General features: G+C 58.7%; 18 protein-coding genes. 5 read left to right on the top strand and 13 right to left on the bottom strand.

Annotated features, from left to right (window positions below):
• Nucleotides 1–101: 101 nt before the first annotated feature.
• On the bottom strand, nt 102–632 hold the full coding sequence (locus HNO82_RS20985) for a hypothetical protein (RefSeq protein WP_175345017.1): 531 nt from the start codon (nt 630–632) through the stop codon (nt 102–104).
• A 131-nt stretch (nt 633–763) separates the two neighbouring features.
• On the opposite strand from HNO82_RS20985, the gene HNO82_RS22490 reads away from it, so the two are divergent.
• Nucleotides 764–1,525, top strand: coding sequence for a helix-turn-helix domain-containing protein (locus HNO82_RS22490; protein ID WP_502709282.1), 762 nt, complete (start codon nt 764–766; stop codon nt 1,523–1,525).
• Here the strand turns inward: HNO82_RS22490 and HNO82_RS20995 are convergent.
• The 12 genes from HNO82_RS20995 to HNO82_RS21050 all read right to left on the bottom strand — a co-directional run bounded on the left by HNO82_RS20995 (nt 1,435) and on the right by HNO82_RS21050 (nt 19,114).
• The gene (locus tag HNO82_RS20995; RefSeq protein ID WP_008332265.1) at nt 1,435–2,382 is read right to left on the bottom strand and encodes a DUF6708 domain-containing protein; all 948 of its coding nucleotides are present in this window, start codon (nt 2,380–2,382) and stop codon (nt 1,435–1,437) included. The genes HNO82_RS22490 and HNO82_RS20995 overlap by 91 nt on opposite strands.
• Nucleotides 2,383–5,607: a T6SS effector BTH_I2691 family protein gene (locus HNO82_RS21000; protein WP_008332266.1), complete on the bottom strand. Its 3,225-nt coding sequence runs from the start codon at nt 5,605–5,607 to the stop codon at nt 2,383–2,385.
• The gene (locus HNO82_RS21005) at nt 5,597–6,562 is read right to left on the bottom strand and encodes a hypothetical protein (protein ID WP_175345019.1); all 966 of its coding nucleotides are present in this window, start codon (nt 6,560–6,562) and stop codon (nt 5,597–5,599) included. The genes HNO82_RS21000 and HNO82_RS21005 overlap by 11 nt, the downstream gene beginning before the upstream one ends.
• 41 nt (nt 6,563–6,603) lie before the next feature.
• Complete coding sequence (locus tag HNO82_RS21010; RefSeq protein WP_175345020.1) at nt 6,604–9,471, bottom strand: type VI secretion system Vgr family protein; 2,868 nt, start codon at nt 9,469–9,471, stop codon at nt 6,604–6,606.
• Nucleotides 9,472–9,566: 95 nt separating this feature from the next.
• Nucleotides 9,567–12,242 carry a type VI secretion system ATPase TssH gene (tssH, locus tag HNO82_RS21015; protein WP_175345021.1) on the bottom strand — a complete coding sequence of 892 codons (2,676 nt, stop codon included), beginning with the start codon at nt 12,240–12,242 and terminating at the stop codon, nt 9,567–9,569.
• 72 nt (nt 12,243–12,314) lie between these two features.
• Complete coding sequence (tssG, locus tag HNO82_RS21020; RefSeq protein WP_175345022.1) at nt 12,315–13,403, bottom strand: type VI secretion system baseplate subunit TssG; 1,089 nt, start codon at nt 13,401–13,403, stop codon at nt 12,315–12,317.
• The gene (tssF, locus tag HNO82_RS21025) at nt 13,367–15,211 is read right to left on the bottom strand and encodes a type VI secretion system baseplate subunit TssF (protein WP_175345023.1); all 1,845 of its coding nucleotides are present in this window, start codon (nt 15,209–15,211) and stop codon (nt 13,367–13,369) included. The genes tssG and tssF overlap by 37 nt, the downstream gene beginning before the upstream one ends.
• Complete coding sequence (gene tssE / locus HNO82_RS21030) at nt 15,212–15,700, bottom strand: type VI secretion system baseplate subunit TssE (RefSeq protein ID WP_175345028.1); 489 nt, start codon at nt 15,698–15,700, stop codon at nt 15,212–15,214.
• A 178-nt stretch (nt 15,701–15,878) separates the two neighbouring features.
• Complete coding sequence (locus HNO82_RS21035; RefSeq protein WP_175345024.1) at nt 15,879–16,370, bottom strand: Hcp family type VI secretion system effector; 492 nt, start codon at nt 16,368–16,370, stop codon at nt 15,879–15,881.
• A 35-nt stretch (nt 16,371–16,405) separates the two neighbouring features.
• Complete coding sequence (gene tssC / locus HNO82_RS21040) at nt 16,406–17,899, bottom strand: type VI secretion system contractile sheath large subunit (RefSeq protein WP_008332275.1); 1,494 nt, start codon at nt 17,897–17,899, stop codon at nt 16,406–16,408.
• Between the two features lie 11 nt (nt 17,900–17,910).
• A complete protein-coding gene (gene tssB, locus HNO82_RS21045; protein ID WP_175345025.1) occupies nt 17,911–18,411 on the bottom strand; it encodes a type VI secretion system contractile sheath small subunit in 501 nt (166 codons plus the stop codon).
• Between the two features lie 88 nt (nt 18,412–18,499).
• Nucleotides 18,500–19,114 carry an outer membrane protein assembly factor BamD gene (locus HNO82_RS21050; protein ID WP_008332278.1) on the bottom strand — a complete coding sequence of 205 codons (615 nt, stop codon included), beginning with the start codon at nt 19,112–19,114 and terminating at the stop codon, nt 18,500–18,502.
• 367 nt (nt 19,115–19,481) lie between these two features.
• Between HNO82_RS21050 and tssJ the strand changes: the two genes are divergently transcribed.
• The 4 genes from tssJ to HNO82_RS21070 all read left to right on the top strand — a co-directional run bounded on the left by tssJ (nt 19,482) and on the right by HNO82_RS21070 (nt 25,259).
• Nucleotides 19,482–20,111, top strand: a complete 630-nt coding sequence (tssJ, locus tag HNO82_RS21055; protein ID WP_034351050.1) for a type VI secretion system lipoprotein TssJ — start codon at nt 19,482–19,484, stop codon at nt 20,109–20,111.
• A 61-nt stretch (nt 20,112–20,172) separates the two neighbouring features.
• A complete protein-coding gene (gene tssK / locus HNO82_RS21060; protein ID WP_008332282.1) occupies nt 20,173–21,525 on the top strand; it encodes a type VI secretion system baseplate subunit TssK in 1,353 nt (450 codons plus the stop codon).
• Complete coding sequence (gene icmH, locus HNO82_RS21065; RefSeq protein WP_175345026.1) at nt 21,522–22,301, top strand: type IVB secretion system protein IcmH/DotU; 780 nt, start codon at nt 21,522–21,524, stop codon at nt 22,299–22,301. The genes tssK and icmH overlap by 4 nt, the downstream gene beginning before the upstream one ends.
• A gap of 39 nt (nt 22,302–22,340) precedes the next feature.
• Entirely contained in the window at nt 22,341–25,259 is a 2,919-nt protein-coding gene (locus HNO82_RS21070; RefSeq protein ID WP_175345027.1) for a type VI secretion system Vgr family protein, read from the top strand.
• The last annotated feature ends 141 nt before the right edge of the window (nt 25,260–25,400 follow it).

Consider the following 25,400-nt stretch of genomic DNA (forward strand, 5'->3'; position numbering starts at 1 on the left):
CTTTTTTAACCGCAGACTCCAAGTCGTTCTCGTACTAAATTGGGGAGCAGGTCAGGGTCACTGCGTTCGATCCTGTCGCGGCTACAATCAGACGTGACAGGTTATAAGAAGAATTCTGGAGGAACAATATCAACCGATAGCCATTCCCACACCACATCCCGCCCGAGCGAGCTCGGCATCGGCTTTCCTTCTTCAATTCTTTTCTTGTCGTCGAATAAGTCCGCGACAAGCCAAAATCCTGTCTTGGGGCAGGTTGCTCCTGTGGGTACACGGATACGATCCAGGTCCGGACCGATCAGCTCAGGATTTTCTACGCACTTGCTGGCGATTTCTTCTACGCCACGCATCAATCCCACGAAGAAGTCCCATGTTCCGAGATCGCGATCAACTGATGCAGTGAAATCTCCGAGATAGAGATCAACGAAGAACTGAGCGTGATAGGAGACCTCATGCAATATCTCGTCACGGCTGTTGAGCAGGCGGAAGGTCGAATAGCCTGGAACTGCAGATCCATCCTTCTTTTCGGTGGGGACCAACTCCATATGCAGTCCATCCCTTAGATCTTCAAAAAGAGCCTTTTTCAAGTAACGAAAGAGCTTGTATTCCTTATTCTCGGGTGTGAGAAATTTCAAAATTCGATCTGCTGACTGTTAATTTGCATTGAAAACTGACCCACCTTCACAGGTAATTTGCATCCAAAGTTGACCCATGTTTAGACCACAATCCTGCTCATGACAGCGAGCAGGAGAACGGAGTGATAGACGTGGCCCTACTTGGAATTATTCGACGCTGGTACATCAGAGACCGCATCTCAATTCGGGAAATCGCCCGCAGGCTCGACATTTCCCGCAACACAGTTCGCCGTTACATTCGCACAGAGGTAAGCGAACCCTCTTATCCCACTAGGCATTCGCCAAGCTTGCTTGATTCCTTCGCCCCCAGACTTTCTGCTTGGCTAAGCGCAGAAGCGGTCAAATCTCGCAAGCAAAGAAGGACCCTGAAACAGATGTTCCTGGACTTGAGAGAGCTGGGATATGAAGGGTCATATGACCGAGTGGCTGCCTTCAGCAGGCAATGGAAGGTGGGTCAAATTGAGAGGGTCAAATCTGCGAGCAAATCAACACAGGCTGTAACCGGCCAGTGCAAGATTCTGAATCGTCAAGATCGTTATCACCAATACAGATCTCGGGGGTGTAAAGATAGACGTGAAGACATGTGGCGCGAACCAGCACAGTATCAGCAAGACCACCATTCCGATAAAAATGAAACCGCCTCGCAGAATGGAGGATGTGCGAGAAATATCCAGTTTATCTTGATCGACACCGATCACATCCTCTTGCAAAGCCATGACAGAAACTTCTTCCTCCGCCATAGCCGCTCGGGCCGGGAGGTCCTCATACCAGAGGGAATTCGGTGGATTAAACCGCGATGTACTCATGAAAGAATTTTCTTTTTCCCCCGCCGACTCTCTTCATCCACTTCTGCAGGCCAACGCGGCTCTGGAGCACACTTCATTGCAACGTAATGGCAAAGCCCAAGAGGCAGCCAGATCCAGAAAAACCACATCATGACCAGCGCCAGCAGCCAGTCGACTGCACCCATGCGGTTGCGAAACTGGGCGCCTTCCGTCGACGGGTCGAAATAGGGCATATAGGAAAACAAGCTGCGACGCAGAGTTACACCTTGGTGCCGCGGCTGCACTTTCGGTAAATTGACGGTCCCCTCGGCCATATAGCGACGAATGTAACTCCAAAGCACCTCCAAGCCGCGCACGGTCATGTCGTTCCCTTTTAGCGTGAGGCGATCAACCACTTGATCGGTGCCGGGTTGACAGATCACAAGAACCAGCGCATAGCGGACGACATAGGCTTTTCCGTTGTAACCGGACTGCTTGGTAATCTCGGCCTGCACGTCTTGCCAGGAAAATATCTTTAGTTTCGACCGACGGGGTGGAAACGGCATCAGACGAATTGGATAATCATAGGCATAGACCTTGCATTTATCGCGGTCGAAACGCACTGGCATATCACGCGGAATGCTGCAGTCCAGAATCATACCGAAAATGGCGCATATCATCCCCAAAGCAAGCAAACTCCAACTAATGATAGGAAAGATCAGCGCGTCATCTGGCCCGATGCTCGCCGCTACCAGGTGCATCACTACCCAAGAGAAGAACACAAGCATTACGGTGCCCACCATCAGCAAACCGCCCCGGATCACATTGCCCGCGCGCGACACTTCCAGATAGCTTTCGCTGATTGCATTGATGTCGTCAGCGAGCGTAGGGGACTCTATATCGCGACCGAAGTCTGCCTGATGGTCGGGTAAATCCTCGTACCAATGTTGATTGGGCGGATTAAAACGGGACCGGGTGCGGCTCATCTACAATTCCTCGTTGACAACTGTTCCTGTTAGGCATGACGGTTCTCCACTGTCCGGCCAGTAATTAACCTGTAGGCTGGTTTCCTCAAATTCCGCCGTATCAATGTTAGCGTAGCCCAGTTGCACTGCCGCCGCGACACTCCCTTTATCATCGAAGGTCAGTGTTGGCTGGTAAAGATCTACGCTCTGCAAAGTTTTAAGATTGCTCTTGTTGAGATTCCCAGCCGCCACGCTGGCAAGCTTCCACGGCGTAGATCCATATTTCCCGCTTGCGATAAGTACTGTGCCGTACTTTTTGTGCCTGGCGTACCAGGCCCATTCATAGGCCGACTTTTCTATGTCAAACATTCCAAAGCTAATCTTCAGTTTGACATTATCATCCGAGTGCCCGTCAAAATCGACCATGCCACCCCATGTGCGTGTAATGAAACTGCGAGAGCCTAGCTCTACACGTAGGCCAATGACAATGGAGTTTAGTTCAGCCACCTCGATGGAGAATTCGGCGTCGCTCCATTTTCCCCTTTTGTTCCGATTGATTCCAAAGTAACAGCGGTCGGCCCACATTTCCGCCTGTGTTGATTCCGCGTTCATCGCATACCAGATCGATCCTATACCCAGACCAACTAGCAGTAGCGCAAGACCGATCGGACCCAGTAGCGCGCTGGAACCGATTGCTACTGCATAGCTGCTGACAAAAGCACTCACACCGAACAAGACGGCCGCAGCATAGTATGCGTTGCGGGCGTTCGAGTCACCGCGCGATCCAGCCCGATTTCCCGCAAATACCGACTGAATGGCATCAACAAGGCAAGAAGCGGCCCCGATGAATCCAGCGAGCTTAGCGAGCGCCTTGCCCACCAATTCCTTTCCCACCGTCTTGAACAATACACCTACCGTTTCAATGGTTGCCGCCACGAGGCCCAAACCCGCCGACAACAACGCCAGTTGCGCCTCCTGACCATCCGCGCCAAGTTTTTCCTTCACATCCTTGACGGAGGACTTGAAGGCCCAAGCTTGGAAGAACATCGCCCCTACTCCTAGCAGAGGCTCTCCAATCTCAGCGATCTTCAAGTTCTTGCTCAGCATGTCGCGCACAAGATTCTTTGCCTGCATTGCATTGAGCTCCAGCTTCTGACCCAGGCTGCGCAGTTCCTGATTGGCGGTGTTGCTGATGATGATGCTGGAGATCGACAAGGCCCGTGCCGCACCTAGTGTGCCCTCCTTACCTTCGAGCATTGCCTTAGCCAATGTCGACTTGACGGTCGCTGCCCTGTCAAAAGACCAGATGATGATATCGATGGTCTTGTCCCTGACCGCCGGATTACTAATGTTGAGCAGCCCGCCGAATACCAGCGAACCAACGTCCTTACGTAACTTGTTACCTAGTTTAAAAGCAACTTCTGATATCAAACGCTGATACTCGCCGACGGTAAGGGAAACTTTGATGAAGATGGGTTCAACATCTTCATATAAGGTCATGGCGGCTTGTATGGCACGATGGGCGATGAGCGCGGCCTGTGCGGTAATCTGGACCTCCAACCGGCTGATCGATGCTGACAGAGCGAGAGCCACCTGGGCCAGATCATCCTTGGCGGAAAGCGTGAGCTCCTTCACCCGTTTTTTAACTTCACCACTCTCTTCCGAGGCGACGATATTCTTGGCAAAGTCGTACAACTTGTCGCCTTTGTTCAGTTCCCCGTCAGCTGGTACAAGATAAGCAAGGATATCCTTACGATTGCCGAACAGAACCGGATATACAGGCAAGCTAGGATCGTCCACCCTTCCCACCAGCCAGGTCTTCCAAACCGCCTGCGTGTACTGTTCTTCGCCACAACCGCCCGCCAGGCACGGCGCATAGTTCTGCACCAAAGCACGGTAGTCACTACCAAAGCTCGTGCGATAGTCCCTAAGATGATTGGTCCAGGCACTGTCCTGTGCCCATGCGGCCCAATCCGCTGATTGCAGTTCAATCTGCTCATTGAATAGCTTCATGCCAGCTTCGTACCGCTTATCGAAGTCGGCGCGATTCGGTTCACTGTAGCGCTCGGCGATACGTCGCCAAGCGACCTGAGCATCTTGGCTCGCCCTTTCCTTTCGAGTGGTGGTAATGGTAGATGTGCCGCCCAAACCCAGCATAGGATCGGAATAGCCTATCGTTTCGGTCTGCTGGTCAGGCAGGTTCTTTTTCTTCTCATCCATAGTCCTCACGACTAGTGCGGTCCTCTCGAAGTAGTCCTTCAAGCCGAGAATAGATTTCGAAATGAGCAACGGACGCATCACTTTATCGGTGAAATTCTGGCGGGCCTTGATGAAATACAGACGTGTCGTATTGAGCTCTTGTACCATCCCTACAGGATCGGCCAAGGCGACGGCTGCGATCTTGCGTGTTGCGCCAAACTGCTTTGACGTCTTCTGCGAATAGGCTTTAACGTGGCTGCCGAGTGCAGTCAGGTGCCCGGCACGCGAAAAGTTCCCATGTAGGCTTTCCCACAGAAACTGTTGTTTCACCGTTTTCTCTGCTGACAACACCTCAGCGAAATAGGTACGCCGTAGTTTGTATTCCTTGTCATCCAGTGCATACTCTTCCGTAAAGTTATGTAGTTCGATCGCCGTTTCACTGAGCTCCAAAGCATGCTCGTGCTGCCCCGGATTAGCCGCCAAAGCGCTGCAGTCTACCCGCTGCATACGTGCGTCTGGCTTGGCCTCGAAAGCCTCACGCACCTCTTTCCGCCACACAATGTCGGCAAACCCGATCCATACTTTTTTATAACGTTCTGGGATATTGATGAAACTCGCGGGGATATTGTGGCCGTCCCGCTTGCACGCCTCAGTCAAGGGACGATCGGCCTTTGCGTCCGGATCATCCGGATTCTTCATCAAACGCAGATAGCCGTCCTCAGTCACCGCATACGTTTGCCAGTGGCCTTTCACTCCTAGGTAAACATGAACATACCCTTTGCGTAGCACCCGCAGGGTGTATCGGTTTCCTTTGAGCGGTTGCGCAGAGAACTTTTCCATCTGCGGCAATGAAAGCAGATTCGTGTTCAATGTAGTGACATAGGCCGGCTTGACCGCATAGCGTAATGGGAGAATCGGATAGCCAGTGCGCTGGCAGAAACTGCACTGACCGTTGCTGCCGAGAGCGCATTTCTGGGCGCTATCGGCATTGGCGCGCATCTTAGCTGCGCCGGTGGCTGATTTAACTTGCGTGACATCAGTGTCCATCAGAATCTCCAAATAGCGTTGGCCCGGCCTCGCGTGTGGCAGCAATCTCTTCCAGTGTGTCGTCAGTCAGCCTGCACATCAGTTCACTCAAGGTCTGCTCTCCTTGCAGCGCCTGCCTGATAGCAGTCGCTGCGGCGGGATGGCTTGACCAAGCGCGTGAAAAAGAAAAATCATTGAGCGCGAAGAACACCAGATCTTCTGTGCGCTGCAATCCCAGCGCAGCGGCCCGCTGCAGGGATGAGTCGATGGTAGTTTCGGGGTAGACAGGCAACATGTGACCAGCATCCGCCATCGCCACGGCGACCACTCGTGCATTCGCTACCCGCTGCTGCGCCTGCCAGTGGCGCTGGCTGAGGTGATCCTTGCCTGGGACACCATCGGCCAAATCACTGGCAGCGAGACTCCGGAGGTCTCCTTTCATATCGAGCCACATCCAGTGACTGACCGGCCCGATCCAGCGCCGCAGGAAACTTTCACGTCCCGCATCAGCAATCAGCGAAAGACGATGAGGCTCAAACAACGGCAGCACGCGACGACATCCACGCGTCACGTCGAATAACTCGCACGCGGGAGCCAGATGTTTGGCGACTTGATGAGCAGGACTTTCCGACACCAGCCATCCACAGACATAACTGCCGTTGATACTATCGCGCCGGTACCAAGCATGAGCGATGCTCAAATCCAGCAGCGCCTCGTCGGGGTACCCCCGATCACCAGGGGAATACAAGGTCACCAAGGCGGGGCAAATCGCTGGGTCGTGAGCAAAGTCGGCACGCGGCACCAGAACGGCCTCTGCAGGGATATCGCGTTTCTTCAGCCGCGTGATATGCAATTCATCGTCGTCAGCGCAAGGGTGATTCCCATCAAGGAGCAAGTGGACATAGCTCCCCGGATTGACTTCGCGCAATTGAAACAAGACGGCACGCAGTTGTTCATTGATTTGTAATTGGCCCATGATGAGATTCTTCTTCCACCATTCATCGGATTCGAGTTCCGTCAGACACCAATCTTGTACTCACAGTCTGCTAACGGTCCAGGTACAGGCAAACTAGCACTGGAGCCAGAGCTTGCCGGCCCCGTCAACTCCTTTGCACTCGCCTTGAACTCCATCGCCCCCGGCCCATGCACCTCGATATTGCCGCCCTCCAGTTTCAGCCACGCACCCTGCGCACTGAACTGCACATGCTGCTTTCCCGTGATCTGCACATCCTGCCCCACGCTGGCCACCGTCACCTGCTTCGCCGCCGTCATGAGCGTCTTGCCAGCCTGGCTCTGCACGATGACCTTGCCCGACGCCGCATGCAGCGCCATGCCAGCATCCTGAACCGGCTTGCTGGCATCACTGGCCTTGCCATAGGTGAAGAGGCTGATGCCCGATTTGGCCAGATGATGCAGATTGCCTTGCGCAATCTGGTTGATGTCCTTGCCGGCCGTGACGCTGCTGGTCACACCCGCAGCCAGGATAGCGCTGGCCGGAGTGGCCGCAGCGATACCGGCCGGACTGGAGAGCTGCAACTGCGGTGCGCTGAAAGCCGTCGCGGCACTTGAGCCTGCTTCACCGCCATCGTCACCACCACTGCTGCCTGCCGAAGCCGTGGCACTCGCCTTGAGCACCTCGACGGACTCCGCCAAGGACTCCACGGCGGGCAATTTTCCCGCTTCGGTCTCGCCCTCGAATTTGGCATTGTGTTTTTGCGCAGTCTCCGCCAGTTGCTTCTGCTTCTCGACACTGTCGGACAGCTGCGAGAGCGCCCCCCGTACATCCAGCTGCGCCCCCGAACCCTTCTCCGTAGAGAGCAACAATCCCTGCCCTCCACGTACGGCTACACTGTAGCGAGTCTTCAGCTCGAAGCCCTGACCGGTGGTGGCCAGCCGCTGATTGTCGGTCTGCTGGCGCAGCAAGCCCAGGTTCAGTTCGCTGGCCCCGTCATGGCTATCCGCGTGCTGTTGCAGCGAGGCGCGCGACTGGCCGGGGGTGTCGTCAAACACCAATTGGTTGTACGCGCCACCTCCACTCTGGCTGGTACCCAATGCCTGGGTCTTGATACCGGAGAGCACCGCCGCATGCTGATGTCCTTCGGCGTCACCTGGGAACCATGCGGGTGCATTGCCGGTGGCTGCTCCCGCACCCTGCCCGGCCTGGTTGCCCTGGGCATTGTCCTGGCCACGGCCGTTGTACAAGGTACCAATGACCACGGGGCGGTCGATGTCACCTTCGATAAAGTCGATCAGCACTTCCTGCCCCACACGCGGTACTGCCTGACCGCCCCAATTGGCACCCGCCGTGGGAGCAATGCCCGCCAGCACGCGTACCCAGGTGCCGGATTGTTCATTGGCAGGCGCGCCGACGTGACCATCCGGCGCCGGCGAGCTCAGGCCGCTATGGCTACGTTCGCCGCGCTGCCAGTGGAATTGCACGCGGATGCGGTTGTCGCGATCAGTGTGCACCGCTTGTCCCTGGGCCCCGACGACCACCGCTGTCTGCTGGCCGCTGGCCACCGGCTTTGGATGGAGGAGCTTGCCATCGGCATCGGTTACCAAGGGGCGATACGGCACCTTGCTGCGGATCGCCTCGAAACGGTTGCGGTAGACCGGCCGAGCTTCCCCGCGAGCAGGCTGCAAGGCCGCATCCAGCAGGGAACTCGTAACTGCGTCCTGGTCGAGCGTGGCTTCGCCCAGCAAGCGCATGGCCTCTGCCTTGAGATCGGCGTTCAGGTTGTTGTGCGCCTGATGGACCACACGCAGGAGCACGAAGTGATCCTCCGCGCCGCCAACATGGTCGTAATGACCGGTGAGCGTGAACGTTGTCGCAGGGCTCAGGCTGCGCACGGTGCCCGTGCCTGTGAAGACTTCATTGCGCGCTTCGATGGCCTGTAGCTGGTTGCGTGCCTGGCGCTCAGCCTGCGCGCGATTCTCGTTGGCGTAGACGCCGGGCGCATCGCGCAGGGTCAGTAACAGCCCGCCCGGCGTTTCGCCCTGGCTGCCGTTGGCGTGGTCGCCGCCACTGCTCGTGCTGCTGGCCTCCCTGACTGCGGCCTGGCGATAATCCCAAGTGAGGATTTCAACCGCATTGCTCTGCCAGCGGCGCACGCTGCGCCAGCGATCGATGCTGTCCTGCGGCATCACCGCGCCCGGCTGGCTGAAGGCGATCCGTTTGCGTGCATTGGGCTTGAAGCTGCCGTTGTGGTCGGCAATCACCACGGTATGCGTACCCAGGCTGGCGCTGCTTGCATCGCCCTTGTGCTCGATGGTGTAGAACAGGCCTTCCTCGGCCAGCAGCCGGTTGACGAACGCCAAGTCGGTTTCCTGGTACTGCGTCGCCAGACTGCGCCTGGCGTAGACCGAGGCATCCTGCAAGTCCAGTCGCCAGGCCGGTTGCAGCCTGCCTTGGCCCTGATAGTCGCGAAAGACGGAGTCAATGATCTCCGGCACCGTCATGTCCTGGAATACCGCACTGTCGCGGCGATGCCGCAGGAAGGTCAGCCAGGGTTCGATGGTGAGCACGTATCGGGCCATGCCGCCGTTGGCGCCCTCCATCCGGCAATCGGTGACATGGCCATGGAAGGCGCGCGGTGCGCCATCGGTGTCCAGTTCGACAAGCACCGCCTGCCCCAGCAGCTTGCGCAGGGAAATGCCGGCGTTCAGGCTGAGGCAAGACAACTGCAGGCGATAACCGGCAATGGCCCGGTCAACCTCGGGGATGTCATTTCCGTCGTGGAAGGCACTGATTTCTTCGACGGCCTGCAGCTTCTCGGCCATCAGCGCATCTGCGCCCAGGTCCGCACCCGCTGGCAGGTGCAGCCGCATCACACGCGTGGATTGATTCCACGCACCGGCCAGGGCGGCAATAGCTGAGGCGTTCATGACCGCCCCGCGTCTGGTCGGATTGCGTCACCGGCGGAACCTGCGGCATGAAGGAATGGAGATGAACACGGCATGGTCTTGGTCACTTCGCGAGCTTACTGGATGGTGTACTTGAAATCGCCCTTCTTGCTGGCCGATACCTTGATGCGGGCGATGCCCTGGCCTTCGGCCATGCGCGCCAGCACGCTTTCGGCGATCTCCGGCAACAGGCTGCCGTTGAGGATGTTGTCCACATTGCGAGCGCCGGAGTCGACCTCGGTACAGCGTGCCAGTACGGCCTCGACCAGCGCCTTGTCGTAACTGAACTCGGCCTTGTGGTTCTCGGCGATCCGCTTGGCAATGCGGGCCAGCTTGAGCTTGATGATCTCTACCAGCACCTCGTCGGCGATCGGGTAATAGGGAATCACCTTGAGGCGTCCCAGGAAAGCGGGCTTGAAGGCCTTTACCAGTTGTGGACGGATCAGCGCGTCGAGTTCATCGGGTGTCGGCAATTCTTCAGCCGCCTTGTTCAGGCAAGCCTGCATCATCTGGGAAGAGGCGACATTGCTGGTGAGGATGATGATGGTGTTCTTGAAGTCAATCTCGCGCCCTTCGCCATCATCCATCACGCCCTTGTCGAAGACCTGGAAGAACAGCTCCAGTACATCCGGGTGAGCCTTCTCGACCTCGTCGAGCAAGACCACGCTATACGGATTGCGCCGCACCGCCTCGGTCAGCACGCCACCCTCACCATAGCCAACATAGCCCGGTGGCGAACCCTTGAGGCCGGAGACGGTGTGGGCCTCCTGGTACTCGCTCATGTTGATGGTGATGAGCTTGCGCTCGCCACCGTAGAGCACGTCGGCCAGGGCGAGCGCCGTCTCGGTCTTGCCGACACCGGACGGCCCCACGAACAGGAACACCCCCTTGGGCTTGCCGGGATCATCCAGGTTGGCACGCGAGGTGCGCACGCGCTGCGCCACGGCAGAAGTTGCCTGCGGCTGCCCCAGCACGCGTTCACGCAGCAGGGCATCCAGGCCCAGCACGGTCTTGATCTCGTCCTTGACCATCTTGCCCAGCGGGATGCCGGTCCAGCCGGCCACGATCTCGGCGACCACATGGCCATCCACCTGGACCGGGACCATCGGGGTTTCGCCCTGGTGCTGCTTCAACTCTTCCAGCAACTGCTTCAGTTCGGCACGCGCAGCGTCAGCCTCGCCGGCGGCACTGCCTTCCTTGTTGGCATCTTCGAGTGCGGCGCGCACCTGCTGGATGCTTTCATTCAAGCCGCGCTCATGCTCCCAGCGTGTTTGTAGTTCGCCCTGTTGAGCCAGGGCAGTGGCGTGCTGCGCCTGCAGGTCAGCCAATCGCGCATGGTGCTCGGAGCCGCTGGCAGTTTCGCGCTGGAGCGCCATGATTTCTGCGTCCAGGCGCTCCAGACGCCGCGTGACGCCTTCCAGCAGCGCGGGCGTGGCATTCTGCCCCAACGCGACCTTGGCGCAGGCCGTATCCAGCACGCTGATGGCCTTGTCCGGCAGTTGGCGGCCGCTGATGTAGCGGTGCGAGAGCCGGACAGCCTCGGTGATGGCTTCGTCATAGACGCGTACGCCAAAATGCTTTTCCATGAGCGGTGCCATGGCGCGCAGCATGGCGCACGCCACTTCCTCAGTCGGTTCCTCGACCTTGATCACCTGGAATCGCCGGGCCAGCGCAGCATCTTTTTCGAAATACTTCTTGTATTCACTCCATGTGGTAGCGGCGATGGTACGCAACTCACCACGCGCCAGGGCGGGCTTGAGCAGATTGGCGGCATCGTTCTGTCCGGCCTGGCCACCGGCACCGATCATGGTGTGCGCCTCATCGATGAAGAGGATGATGGGGTGCGGACTTTTCTTGACTTCGTCGATCACGTTCTTGAGGCGACTCTCGAACTCACCCTTGACGCTGGCGCCGGCCTGTAGCAAGCCCATGTCCAGCGTATGAATCTCCACGCCCCGCAAGGGTTGCGGCACATCCCCCTGGACAATGCGCAGGGCCAGGCCCTCGACCACGGCAGTCTTGCCGACACCGGCCTCGCCGGTCAGGATGGGATTGTTCTGGCGACGGCGTAGCAGGATATCGACGGCCTGGCGGATTTCCGCATCGCGCCCGATGACCGGATCGATCTTGCCGTCGCGGGCGCGTTGGGTCAACTGGGTGGTGTACTGGTCCAGCGCCGGCGTTTTGCTGGCGCCGCGCTGCTTGAGTTCTCCCACGGGGTCGCCGCCAGTCATCTCGTCATCGCCAACCTCACCACCGGTGTCTGCCGTCGCCGGGGCCTCCACCGATCCTTCGGTGAGCCTGTGCAAATCATGCTTGAGTTCATCGACCTTGAATCTGGCAAAGAGCTTGGAGCCGCGATAGGCCAGTTGCGACAACTCGCTCTGGGTCAGCAACGCCAGCAGCAGATGGCCACTGCGGATGGCGGAATTGCCGCCGTCCAGCGAAGCGATCAGCCAGCCATGCTCGAACAGCGTCTGCAGATGGGGAGACAGCACAGGTGTGCGCGTGTTGCCATTCTTGAAGGTGCCGATCTCGCGTTCCAGATCGGCTTGCAGGCTGTCGACGCTGATGCCGCTGTGACGTGCAAGAAGGCTGAAGTCGGATTGCGGCTGTTCCAGCAGGGCCAGGAACAGGTGTTCCAGATCCACTTCATACTGGCCGCGCGACATGCACAGCGTGGCCGCACGCTCGGTGGCCAGGCGCGCGGTGTCGTTGAGCTTGCTGATCAGGGATTTGAGGTTGATGCCCATGCTGCGTTTCCTTCCTGCTGGTAGTGGCGACGGTCGTGGCGGCCGTCTCGGTTTTTGTGGTTTTTCTTCACATCACTGAACTGCAATTTCGTAACGGATATCGGCACGGTCCCGTGTTTCGGGCACGGTAGCGATGAAGGTGTCCCAGCCCAGGCGTCCTCCTTCACGTGTGCCTGCAAGCGCCATCCCATGGACATCCTGCGCACGCAGCACCAGCTGCACTTCATATTCCAGGGTGGCTCCGGTGAACATGCCCAACATGCGCGCCAGTGCCAGAGAGGCCTTCTTGCCAGGCAAAAACTGTTCGAAGTCCTTCATCGCCAGCGGGCCGATACGCAGCCGCATGCGCAGGTCGCGCTGCCAGACACGTTCACCAGCCATGGCCGTGCCCAGCGCGGAATTGGTCGAGCCCAACATGGTCTGGTGTTCGCGCGGCACCTTGTACCAGTAGCCGACGAACTGCTCGATCTGCAGCGGTACCGAAAAATATTCGCCCAACACCTTCTGCATGTAGGGTGCCGAGGCCGGACGGTGGCGGAAGGCACCGGCGAAATGCGCCAGCGACTCGTCACGTACGCCGTTGCCATGACGATCCTGCAGGCGCTCGCGCAAGGAACGGAAACCAAGCCCCGAGAGGGACAACAGCAAAGGCAGGAAGGTGTCACGCCGACCGGCCTCATATTGAAAGGCCAGGCGATACTTGGTCCACGCCTGGTAGAACAAGGCCAGCGACCTGGTGGAGAAGGCATCCAGAAAGGCCCTCGGGCCTTCATCGCGCTGCTCGATCTGATGACGCGCGATGCGCTCGGTGTAATGGGCCGGAAGAGAACCACTGCCGCCCAGAAAGCCCATGAAGGTAGGCGTAAGCCGGACATACTTCATCTGGCCGCTGCGTAGCGCCTGCTCCATGTCGCTGACCGAGACCGATGCCTCCTGGCGCGGTGGGTAGGTGTCGATGCCCTCGATTTCGCTGGCAGGAAATCCTAGTACCGTGCGATTGGCAAAGCGAAGGAAATCGCTGACCGCACGTTCATGCGGAACGCCGTTGCGCTTGAACCAGAGTTCAATCATGCGCACGGCCTGGAAAAACTGGAAGCGGTGAGGAGCGGCAAACAGCCGCTCGATCACGCTAGGTTCAAATCTCCGCTGCGTGGCCTGCATTTGAGCAGTTCCTCCCCGGTTCTTTTGGATATCACGATCAACTGCGAGAAGCTGTTGGCGTGGACGTACAAGCCCATGAAGCGATCGATCACGCTGGCGAAGGCGTGCAGTCCGCTGCCCACAAAGCCCTCCTCGTCAACGGTCAATCTGACCTCGATGCCCCGCACCAGGCTGGCGAAGGGATTACCCGGCAACCACGCCGTAGTGGCTTTGTGCTCGATGGCGGCGATAGCACTGATCTGGCGCTGAGAAATGGGTGAATTGGATTGGTCGTAGAGCGTCAGCATCTCCTGGAAGGCTTCCAGCCCGCCGCGCATGAGGGACAGATGGTTCAGCGAAAGATGCGAGATCAAACGCCATTGCGCCCCGCGCCCTCGCTCGAAGCGCGAAGGCAGGGTCGGCTTGCGCAACAGAGCGGCTGTGCGGGTGACGCCACCACCCTCCATGCTGAGGTCGCCACCGGGCAGCCCGTAGGTGAGCAGCGCCGGAAGATCGCGGTTGGTGCAGGTCAGGTCAATGCTCAGGGTATCGGTTTCGACCTTGGCCGGATTGAAATCGATATCGACGATGGAGATTTCGGTTTCATAGCCCGGACTCTTCAGGGCGACCAGTTCATCGCGACGCATTGCCCAGTAATGGCCATCCGTTTCGGGGGCCTGTCCATGGCGCAGCGAATAGAAGGGACGGAACTGCGTGACTGACTCCCCCTGGGGCGTCTGCCGCACCAGCTGTACCGAATCGATCGAATAGACTTCGTATCCGAAGGCGCGCCGCCCGTCAGGGAGTACCGGATAGGTGGCACCCGCGTGCGTGAGGCGGATCGGATCACCGCGCTGACTGAACAAGTTGATGACCGGTGTGCAGCCCAAGAGCAGATTGGCCGCACTGACACCACCGAGCTGCCGGGCGATGTGCGAATCGGCACGCAGGCCGGACAGGCCCAGGTGCAAGGTGAAGCTTTTGGCCCCCGCAGGCAGGACGGCGAGGATGGCCGACAGATCGATATCGAAGAAATTGAATTTCTCCGGGAAGGCAAAATACTCCGTCAGCAAGCGATAGGCTGGATGCGACTGCGAGGGGAAATCGATCAGTGCATCCTCTTCGGCAAACCCGACCTCGGCCAGAGGCAGCTTGCGCAGGGCAGTCCAACGGCCACTGCGCGGCAATTCGACCCAGGCCGCCGTGCTGCGGATGAAGAGACTGTCACGCAGGGCCGCGCAGAATGAAGCCTCGCCATCGATGAAGACCCGCAGTGAAGCAAGACCCAGCTTGGCCAGGGCCAGCGACTCCGCCGTCGTCTCGATGGTGATGGACAGCGATGAGCTCACCGAAGTCGGCAATACCACGGCCTCGGGCGCATCGATGATGGGAGAGAAGACTGCCTGCGACAGACGGATCGGAGCGACCGGAATATCGTAGACCGTCTGGAAGCGGCAGACCACGCCCTTGACGGGGCGGGTGGCCAGCGACGTGCCACGCGGGATCACGGAGGCATTGGTCAGCTGCGCGGCCGACGCCGCGTAATCCATGTGCGCGATCGAGCAGGAGGGAAAAGGACGCAGGTAATGCGGATAGAGGACCTCGAACAAGGCCTCGGTGAATTCGGGATAGTCATCATCGAGCCGCTTGGACACGCGCGCATTGAGCAACGCATAGGACTGGATCATGCGCTCGATGTGCGGATCCTCGCAGATCTCGCCGGCCATCAGCAGGCTGCCCGCGATCTTGGGATAGCGCTCGGAGAACTCGCGGGAATAGCGCCGCAGGAAGCTCAGCTCGCGCTCGTAATAAGGTAGCAGCTCTTGCACTTAAACTCCTATGCGGGTCGTTCGCGACTTGCTGATGGAATATTGCAGGGTCGACGGCTGCAGTACGGCATCGAAATTGACAGTCTCGCGCGCAGCGTTGACCACCAGCAAGGCGCTGATGGCAAAGTTGAGACGGTTGATCGAACCCTCCTGGATTTCCAGCGTGGCTTTCACATTGCGCAGCCGCGGCTCGTGCCGAGAGATCGCTTCTTCCAGGGAGTGACAGATCGCGGTACGGTCATCGAGACTGGCCAGACTCATCCCGGCGAAATCATTGAGGCCGTAGGCGATGATGGAGTTGCTGCACTCCGGATATTGCTGGAGCAATTCCTCAGGCACCACCGAGCGCGTGTTGAGCATCGCCTCCAGGTCCCGTGCCACCATATCCTTGAGCTCTTCTATCGACAGACGGCTGACGACAGGACTGACGGCGGAACGGGGTCCGTCATTCATCAACTTGTCAAACAGGCTGGGCGCGAAGCCTTTCATCTGCGTTTCCCCCGTCTGGTGATCGGATGATCGAATGGTTATTGCTTGGATCGCACGACATTGAAGTCGGCATAACAGGCGTTGAAAGCGGAAGTCCGCCGGAAGACCGGCGGACGTCATACGCTTCATGAATGGCTGTTCTTTTGTCGACAGCTCATCCGTTCAGTGCAAGGTAGCCTCAGATGACCTTGTTGGTCGAAAGATCCCAACCGCCAGAGGTGTTACCGGCGGTACCGCCATCCTTCTTCTGCTGGGTGTACTTCCACTTGACGGTGGAATACTTCAGGCCGACCTTTTCGTTCAAGATCTCGCCCGACTCGATGGTCGGCTTGACGCTGCTGATCATGACGTTGGTCAGTTCGATCTCGAAGTAGCGGACGCGCTCGCCCTTGCCATCGGCGCGCATGAATTCGAACTTGGCCTTCGGAATGGTCTTGCCCGAGGAGGAGTTTTGCAGCAGCAGGGGCGAGGCCAGGTCGGCCACCTTGGTGAACACGATGTCCTTGTGCTCGCAGCGCTCGGCGGTGTGACCACCACCGGTCGATGCGGTTGCCGACTTCGGCTGCAGGACTTCCCAGTCAACGGTCTTGCACTCGATCCAATCCTTGTGCAGGTCATCAGTGGATTCACCCTTGATGCCGTCGATTTGCAGATAGACGTCAATTGCCATAACTTATCCTGTAAACATGAGGGAGGAAAAAATAGTTAGGATTTACCTGCCTGCGGCAGCTCCGCAACCAGCCGGAGCGACACCGACAGTTCATCCAACTGAAAATGCGGACGCAAGAACGACACGGCGCGATAAACGCCTGGCCGTCCCGGCACTTCCGACACCTGTACCGAAGCTTCGCGCAGCGGGAATTGCGCTTTTGCTTCCTGCGTGGCGTTGTCGTCCAGCAGCACGTATTGCGCGATCCAGCGATTGAGGAAGTCTTCGACGTTCGAAGCGGCAGCAAAGCTGCCGATCTTGTCCCGCATCATCGACTTCATGTAGTGAGCGATGCGCGAGACGGCAAAGATGTATTGCAACTGCGAGGACAGGACCGCATTGGCATTGGCGGCGTCCGTGTTGTACTTCTTGGGTTTCTGGGCAGACTGTGCGCCGAAGAAGGCGGCATAGTCGGTATTCTTGCAGTGGACCAGGGAAATGAAGCCCAGATCCGACAGCTCCTTCTCGCGGCGATCGGTGATGGCAATCTCGGTGGGGCACTTGAGGGCAACTTCGCCTTCATCCGTCTTGAAGGTGTGGGTGGGCAGGTCCTCGACCAGACCGCCGCCCTCCACACCACGGATAGCCGCGCACCAGCCGAAGTCCTCGAAGGCCTTGGTGAGCTTGCTGCCAAAGGCATAGGCGGCGTTGCACCACAGGTATCTGGAATGATCGGTGCCATCGACATCCTCGACGAAGTTGAAGCCTTCGACCGTCGTCCCGTCTTTGGGATTGAAGGGCAGACGACCCAGGAAGCGCGGCAGGGTCAGGCCGACATAACGTGAATCTTCGGATTCACGGAATGACTTCCACTTGGCGTATTCAACCGTATCGAAGACCTTGGACAGGTCACGCGGCTTGCCCAGGTCGGAGAAGCTCTCCAGGCCGAACAGCTCGGGCGAGGCCGCCGTGATGAAGGGCGCATGGGAGGCTGCGGCGATACGCGACATCTGCTCGATGAAGTACATATCTTCAGGCTGGCGCGTGATCTCGAAATCGCCCAGCAAGGCACCGAAAGGCGCGCCACCGAAGGTACCGAATTCTTCTTCATATACCTTCTTGAACATGGCACTCTGGTCGAATTCCAGTGCCGAGTTGAAGTCCTTGACCAGTTCCTTCTTGGTGGCGTTGAGGATCTTGATCTTCTGGTTCTCGCCAACGGTGGTGTTGCGGACCAGGTAGTTCAAGCCGGTCCAGCTGCCTTCCAGCTTCTGGAACTCGGGCGCGTGCATGATCGCACTGACCTGGCTGGAGATCAGATGATCCAGTTCCGCGATGCGCGCATCCAGGGTGGCCGACAGGTTTTCCGAGACGACTACCGTGCCTTCCATGACCTGGCTGACCAGTTCGGAAATCAGATCCTTCGCACGATCATGTTCGGAAGAGGACTTGGCGACCTTGCTTTGTTCGACGATGTCATCCAGAAGAGTGCTGCCGACAGCAGCGGGCGCGGCACTTGCGGCAGCTTCGGTATTGGCTTGAGCGGACATGGGGATCTCTTTTACTTGTTGGTTTGCTTGCTGAGTTCGGCCAGCTTCTCGGTGCTGTTGAGCACGTCGCTGAGAATGTCTTCCAGCTTGTCGTTGCCGGCGATCTTGTTACGCAGATCTGCCAGCTTGGTGCGCGCTTCCAGCAGCTTGCGCAGGGGCTCGACCTGCTGCACCACGGACTCGGGCCGAAAATCTTCCATCGAACGGAACTTCAGTTCCACCGCGAATTCACCCCCCTTTTCGGAGAGCTCGTTGGGCACGCGATAGACGGCGCGCGGTTCGATACCCTTCATGACTTCATCGAAATTATCGGGATCGATATTGATGAATTTCCGATCCTTCAGACGCGGCTGCGGCACCTCCGAGTTCCCGCCGAAATCGCCGACCACGCCGGTCACGAAGGCCAGTTCCTTCTTTTCGATGGCGTCACCGATCTCGACGTCATAGGTCATCTGCACGCGCGGGGGACGCACTTTCTGCAGTTTCTTCTGGATGCTTTCTCTTTTGGCCATGTTTGCTCCGCTGCTGTTTGAGTGACTCGCCCCATCGCCTGAGGCGGCTTGAAAAGCGGGAACACGCAAGGCGTCCCGCCGGCTCGCCTTACTTCAGATTGCCAAATGGATTGGGGCCGCTGCCGCCACCATTGCCTGCATCGGTATCAGCTGAGGGTGCGACCGCCTTGCGCACGACCTTGCCGCGCGCACGAGATGCAGCGACAGGCTTGCCCGGTGGCGGCACCAAGGTGTTTTCGCCCAGGCTTTCACGCAGGATCTTGGTCAGGTCCTGGGCTTCGGTCTTGACCGAGCCGTTCAGCGCATTCTGCGAGCGCAGATCCGCCAGCGACTTCGTCGCCAGACGCAGGCCGGACACAGTCACGATGCTGTTGGCGACCTTGTCGGACGGGTCGCGCTTGAGTGCTTCCTGGGCATTGACGATCGCATCGCTGTAATCGCCGGCGTCGAAGCGGATCTGGGCAATGCGCACCCAGGGAGTCTTGTCGGCAGGGAAGCGGCTGGCCACTATCTTCAGCACTGACACGGCTTCATCGGTCTTGCCTTCGGCCTGCGCGGTGTTGGCCTGGGCCACCCCGTTTTCCAGCGTGTTCTTGGCGTCGTCCTCCGGATTGGGCTTGTTCTGGATATTGGCACAACCGGCCAACATCACCGCCAGCAGTGCCGGAACGATCACACCCGCCTTCAATTTGCTCGCACGCATTGGAATTCACTCCTTATATTTTTGACATTAAGAAAACCTTGCGCGAAATCGCACAAGCAAATTAGTCGGGACCGAAAAATTCCGGAGATTCCTGATTTTTAGGCTGCAAATGAGATGCGACGGCAGTTTTCCGGCGAAATTGATGCTCTTGGAAACCGCACTTTTCAACTACGCCACGTTCTAATTACGACTATCAGGTTGTTGCCCGACTTAATAGTTTTGAGTAATTTGAACTTAAGCTCGTCCAAATGTATCGCATAGACCTTCACGGGAAAATGCAGTTCCACAATCTGTAAAGACTTCCTAAAATTTTTTCGGCACGCGAGAATTCGCGCATGAGAAATCCAATAGAACGAACGGGGCAGAGTTGAAAAAACGATTGATTAATCACTTGGCAACGGGAGTTGCCATCTTTTCCCTATCCGGCTGTGCCGCCGTGGGTGCAGCATCCGGGGTCGCCCAGGCCGCCAAGTCCACGCTAGAGGCGCTGGGACTGAAGAAACCCGACACGCCGGAAGTCCCCGATTCCATGAAGCAGCCGCGCACGGTGCCCATCAAGCTGCACGCATCCAAGGCTCTCAACGTCGATTCGCAGCAGCGTCCTCTGGCCCTGGTCGTAAAAATTTATAAGCTCAAGCAGAACATTAGTTTCCAACAGGCGTCATACGACACGTTCCTGAGCGCACAGAAAGAAAAGGAAGCCTTGGGAGCTGACCTCCTGGAGGTCAAGGAAGTGACGCTGGTCCCGGGCCAGCGCTATGAGATTTCCGAAAAGGTCAGTTATGAAGCCGGCTATATCGGCGTGGCAGCGCTGTTCGTCAACCCGGCGCCGCAGCGCTGGCGTGCCGTCTTCAAGGCTGATGAGGCCGAGAAGAACGGTATCACCGTCGGCTTGCAGTCCTGCTCGCTGACCGTAGGTGCTGGTGCCGTGGCCATCGATACGCAGGGCAAGCCGCTGGAAAAGAATCTGATGCTGGCACCAGTTCAGTGTCAGTGAAATTCAAACAACAATTCGCAGGACATCGCGACATGACAATCATCACGACGGGGCAATCCAAGTGAATCACTCCAACAAAGTCCTCTGGGGCGAAGGTCTTTTCCTCCGGCCGCAACACTTCCAGCGGCAGGATCATTATCACGAAACGCGCCTGCACCAGACTGCGCTGGCGCTCAATCCCTATTGCTGGGGCATCTGTTCGCTTCAGGTCGATCGCGATGCCCTGAGCAACAATACACTGCGCATCCTGGAACTGTCGGCCATCTTCCAGGATGGCGAAATATACAAGGCTCCGGATGGCGATGACCTGCCCGACCCCATCGAACTGACCGAGATTGCGCTATCGCAGCAATCCGTGACCTTCTACGCGGCGCTGCCCGCACTGAAGAGCTTCGGCAGCAATTTCGCCGCCGGTACCGGAAGCGGCAATCATCAGTCCAGCCGCTACATCCAGCACAATATCGAGACGCCCGATCTCTTCACCGATGCCGCCAAGGCCGAAATGAGCTATCTGAAGAAGGCGGTGAGGCTGGTGTCGGAGAACGAACCGCGCGATTCGCTGGTGTGCATCCCTATCGTCCGACTGCGTCGGGCAAGCTCATCAGGATTCGAACTGGATCCTGATTTCGTGGCGCCCAGCCTGTCGGTACATGCAGCACCGCTGCTGTTCCTGCGGCTTCGCCGCCTGCTCGATGCCTTGCAGGCCAAGGTCAGCGCGCTGTACGGGCACCATCGCGAACCCAGCAAGAGCGTGGTGGAATTCCGTTCCGGCGACATCACCTCTTTCTGGCTGCTGCATACGGCCAGCACCGCCTATGCCAGTCTCTCGCACTACCTGAACAATCCCATGCTGCATCCTGAACGGCTCTACGAACAACTGCTCGCCCTGGCAGGGTCGCTGATGACGTTCTCGCGCAGCCTGGCGCTGGCCGACCTGCCGCCCTATGAGCATCGCGATCCCGGACCCGCGTTTGCGCGGCTTGACGGCATCATCCGCGAACTGCTCGACACCGTCATCTCGTCGCGCTATTTCGCCATTGCCCTGCACGAGAACAAGCCGTCTTATCACATGGGCATGCTGGACTCGGGCAAGATCGACGAGAAGACCAGTTTCTACCTGGCCGTCAATGCCGACCTCCCGGCCATCGAGCTGGTCGATGTGGTGCCGCTGCGCTTCAAGATCGGCGCGCCCGAGGACGTCGAGAAATTCGTGCTGGCCGCACTGCCTGGCGTAAAGCTGGTGCACTCGCCGCAGGTGCCGGCGGCGTTGCCCGTACGCCCTGATACCTACTACTTCACGCTGGAGAGCAAGGGCGCCATGTACGAACGCATGCTGCAGGCGCAATCGATCTGCATCTATGTACCCTCCGGCATCCGTGACCTCAAACTCGAACTCCTGGCGGTGACGCAATGAACATGACCTCGGCCCCCTCCCTGCTCGATCAAGATCACCTTCCGCCGACCCAGCTGGCCAGCGCCCCCGTGAATGCGAAGTCGCTGCTGGATCTGATGTATGACGGCTTCTATGCGCTCTTCATGCTCAAGAACGGCAGTGCGCCTGTGGATGAAGCATCCTTCTCGGTGAAGATGCAGAAATTCCTGGGTGACGTAGAGCGCAATGCAAAGAAGCTTGACGTCTCTCCGGAAGACGTCTACGCCGCCAAATATGCGTTCTGTGCCTCGGTCGATGAGATCATCCTGCGTTCCAGCTTCGGCATCCGCGATGCGTGGGAACGTCGCCCGTTGCAGCTGACCATGTTCGGCGATCAACTGGCAGGTGAAAATTTCTTCAAGCAGCTGGAAGACCTGCGGGTGCGTGGCAACGCGCACATCCAGGCGCTGGAAGTGTTTCATATGTGCCTGCTGCTGGGCTTCCAGGGAAAGTACGCACTCGAAGGACCGGAAAAACTGAATTATCTGACCGCGCGGCTGGGTGACGAAATCGCTCATCTCAAGGGCAAGAGCGCGGGATTCGCGCCGCACTGGTCGCGGCCGGATGCCATCGTCAACAAGCTGCGCAATGACGTGCCGTTGTGGGTGGTGGCCTCGCTGTTTGCCTTTATCGGCATGTTTGCCTACCTGGGCCTGAACTGGATGCTCACCAGCGGCACCGAGAACGGACTGGCCGGCTATGCCGATATCGTCAAGCTGGCACCACGTACTGCCAACCTGACCATTACGCTGCCCTGAGCGTGATCTCTCCCCTGACTGTCATGGAAGACCACTCGGATGAATCTGCCTTTTTCCGATACTCTCAACAGTGTCATCAACCAGCTTTTCGGCCCCGGCCTGTCGCAACACGCGCGCCTGATCACTCTGAGCAGCGCCCAGACCGCAAACCTCCCTGAATCCTTGGTGGTGGAGCGCTTCCACGGCCAGGAGAGCGTCAATGACAACTTCAGGTTCGACATTGATGCGCTGTCCGTCTCCACCGATCTCGACCTCAAGCAATTCATCGGCAGCGAGCTGACGCTGCGCCTGCTGCAGGTCGATGGCAGCCGACGCGCCTGGCACGGCTACTGCACCCAGGCTTCCTGGCTGGGTGCTGATGGCGGTCTGGCACGCTACCGGTTGCGGCTGGAATCCTTCCTCGCCTTCCTCGACCGGCGCCGCGACAGCTTCCTGTTCCAGGACATGAGCGTCACCGACATCGCCAGCGCGGTCCTGAAGGAGTATCCGCAAGCCAATTTCTCGCTGGATGTCACGCAGACGCTTGCCAGGCGCGAGATCTGCACGCAATACCGCGAGAGCGATTACGCCTTCCTGCGCCGCATCCTGGCCAGCGAAGGCCTCAACTTCCGTTTCGAACATCAGCAGGATGGTGACGATGGCCAGGCCTCCGGCCAGCAACAGGCACGGCACAAACTGATCATCTTCGACCGTAACGCCAAGGCCCCGGACCTGCCGGGTGGCGATGCGCGCATTCGCTTTCACCGTGTCGCAGCCACCGAGTCCAGTGATGCCATCACCGACTTCAGCGCCGTGCGCAGCGTGCGTTCCAACGCGGTGGCCCTGGCCAGCTGGCATCCTGAGAAGATTTCTTCAGCTTCGGCCGAAGAGAGCTCCAGCCTGGATGCTGGCGAGCTCCCTGCCCTGCCGGTCTACGACGGCAGCGGCCAGCAGGACTTTGCCGACCAGAAGGCGGCATCGGACCATGCCTTGTTGATGCTGCAGGCCATGGAACTGCAGAACAAGTGCTTCGAAGGCGCAGGCGCGGTGCGCCAGCTCTGTGCCGGTGTTCAGTTCGCCCTGATCCAGCATGAGCGCTATCCGGAGGGAGAGAACCGCTTCAGGCTGCTTTCGGTCAGCCATAGTGCGCGCAACAATTTCGACAACAATATCGCCCATGTCCTTGATGAGGTATTGCCTGCTTCGCTCGGGCAAGGCTTGGTCAGCTCACCCTCTCCGGGCACCAGCTCAGACGACGATCTCAAAGCCGGCACCTACCGCAACAGCTTCGTGGCCGTGCGCGATGTGGTTCCTGTCGTGCCGACCGCGATCACGGAGCGTCTCAAGCCAACTGCACGCGGCACGCAGACCGCATTGGTCACCGGCCTGCCGGACACTGCTGTCACCACGGACCGCAATCATCGCGTCAAGGTGCAGTTCCATTGGCAACGCGGCCAGGCTCCCAATCCTGGCGGCCTGCGCGAAACCGGCAACCTCGATGACAAAGACGGCAACGCGCCCGGCAACGACGCCTCCGGCACCTGGGTACGCGTGGCCGAAGCCCAGTCCGGTCCCAACTGGGGCAGCCAGTTCACGCCGCGCATTGGCAGTGAAGTGCTGATCGATTTCATCGAGGGCGATATCGACCGGCCTGTCGTGGTCGCGCAGCTCTACAACGGCAGCGATGTACCGCCTTTCCCGGCTGGTGCCGATTCCGGAGCCAACCATGCCGGCACGATCTCGGGCTGGCACAGCACGGCGCATGATGGCAGTGGATTCAATCAATGGGTGGTGGACGATACGCAGTCGCAACTGCGCATGCGGCTAGCCTCCAGCCAGGCCAGGTCCCAGCTCAATCTCGGCCACCTGATCGAACAGGCCGACACAGGCGCACAGCGCGGCAGCTATCGCGGTCAGGGTTTTGAACTGCGTAGTGACGCTTGGGGCGTGGTACGCGGTGCGGAGGGCCTGCTGATTTCCTCGACGGCGCGCCCGGCTGCCGGGGCCAGCGTGACCAGCACGCAGATGGATGCCCAGGAAGCCGTCGCCCAACTGAAGGGGGCGCAGCAACTGGCCCGGACCATGGGCGACGCTGCCGCGCAGCAGCAGGCGCTGCATAGTGCGGATGCCTTGCAGGCCAAGAGGGATTTCATCTCCATCATCGACCCTGCGGATCAAGGCAAGCATCCGGGCAGCGTCAATGGCCAGGACGCCTTCAAGAGCAAAGAGGGTTCCCGCGAGAGCGACACCGCGCAACCGGTCGAGAAGTTCGCCAAGGCGGCGGTGCTGATGGAATCTCCGGCCAACATCAACTGGGCCAGCGCTGCCTCCACGGTGCTCTATGCCGGTGAGAACCTGCACTGGACCAGCCAGGGCGATACCCACTGGACGGCTACCGACACTGCCAGTCTGGCCGCTGGCAAGGCGGCTACCCTGTTTGCGCATGACGGAGGTATCCAGGCTTATGCGGGCAATGGACCGGTCTCGTTGCAGGCGCATACCGATGCGCTGGAGATCCTGGCCGACAAGGAGGTGAGCGTAATCAGCGTCAATGAGGGCATCGAGATCAAGGCGCGCCAGAAGATCGTGCTGCAGGCGGGACAGGCTTCGGTGACGTTGGAGGGTGGGAATATTACGTTTGCCTGTCCGGGGACGTTTTCGGTGAAGGGGGGGACGCATGCGTTTCCGGGTGGGGCCAGTGCAGGGGCGATGCTTCCGCCACTACCCGATGGAACGTCTGCCGAAAATAATTGGATTGCATTGCATTACATGGAGCCTGAAACCGGCTCGGGCATCAGTGGAGCAGACTATGAAATCCACTTCAAGGACGGCGCCAAACTCACAGGCAAGCTGGACGATCAAGGGAAAGCTCTGCATGAAAATATCGAACGCAAACAGGTGACGAAGGTTGTCTACAAGCCTCGCAAACCTGAACGCGACAAGCCTGCCGCCCCGCTGGAAGACTTCAGCAACGGCTGAGCGGCCTATCGCTGCTCCATTTTCTCTAACTGCGCTCGACTGAAGCCTTGTGCTTCCCCTGCAATCCACCGTCGAAGGCAACGATCAACTAGAACCCATTTCATAAATAGGCGTGAGATGCGTTCTGTCCAGAAAGGGCGC

The organism is Herbaspirillum sp. C9C3 (genome assembly GCF_013359625.1).
In the GTDB taxonomy this organism is placed as follows: domain Bacteria; phylum Pseudomonadota; class Gammaproteobacteria; order Burkholderiales; family Burkholderiaceae_D; genus Herbaspirillum.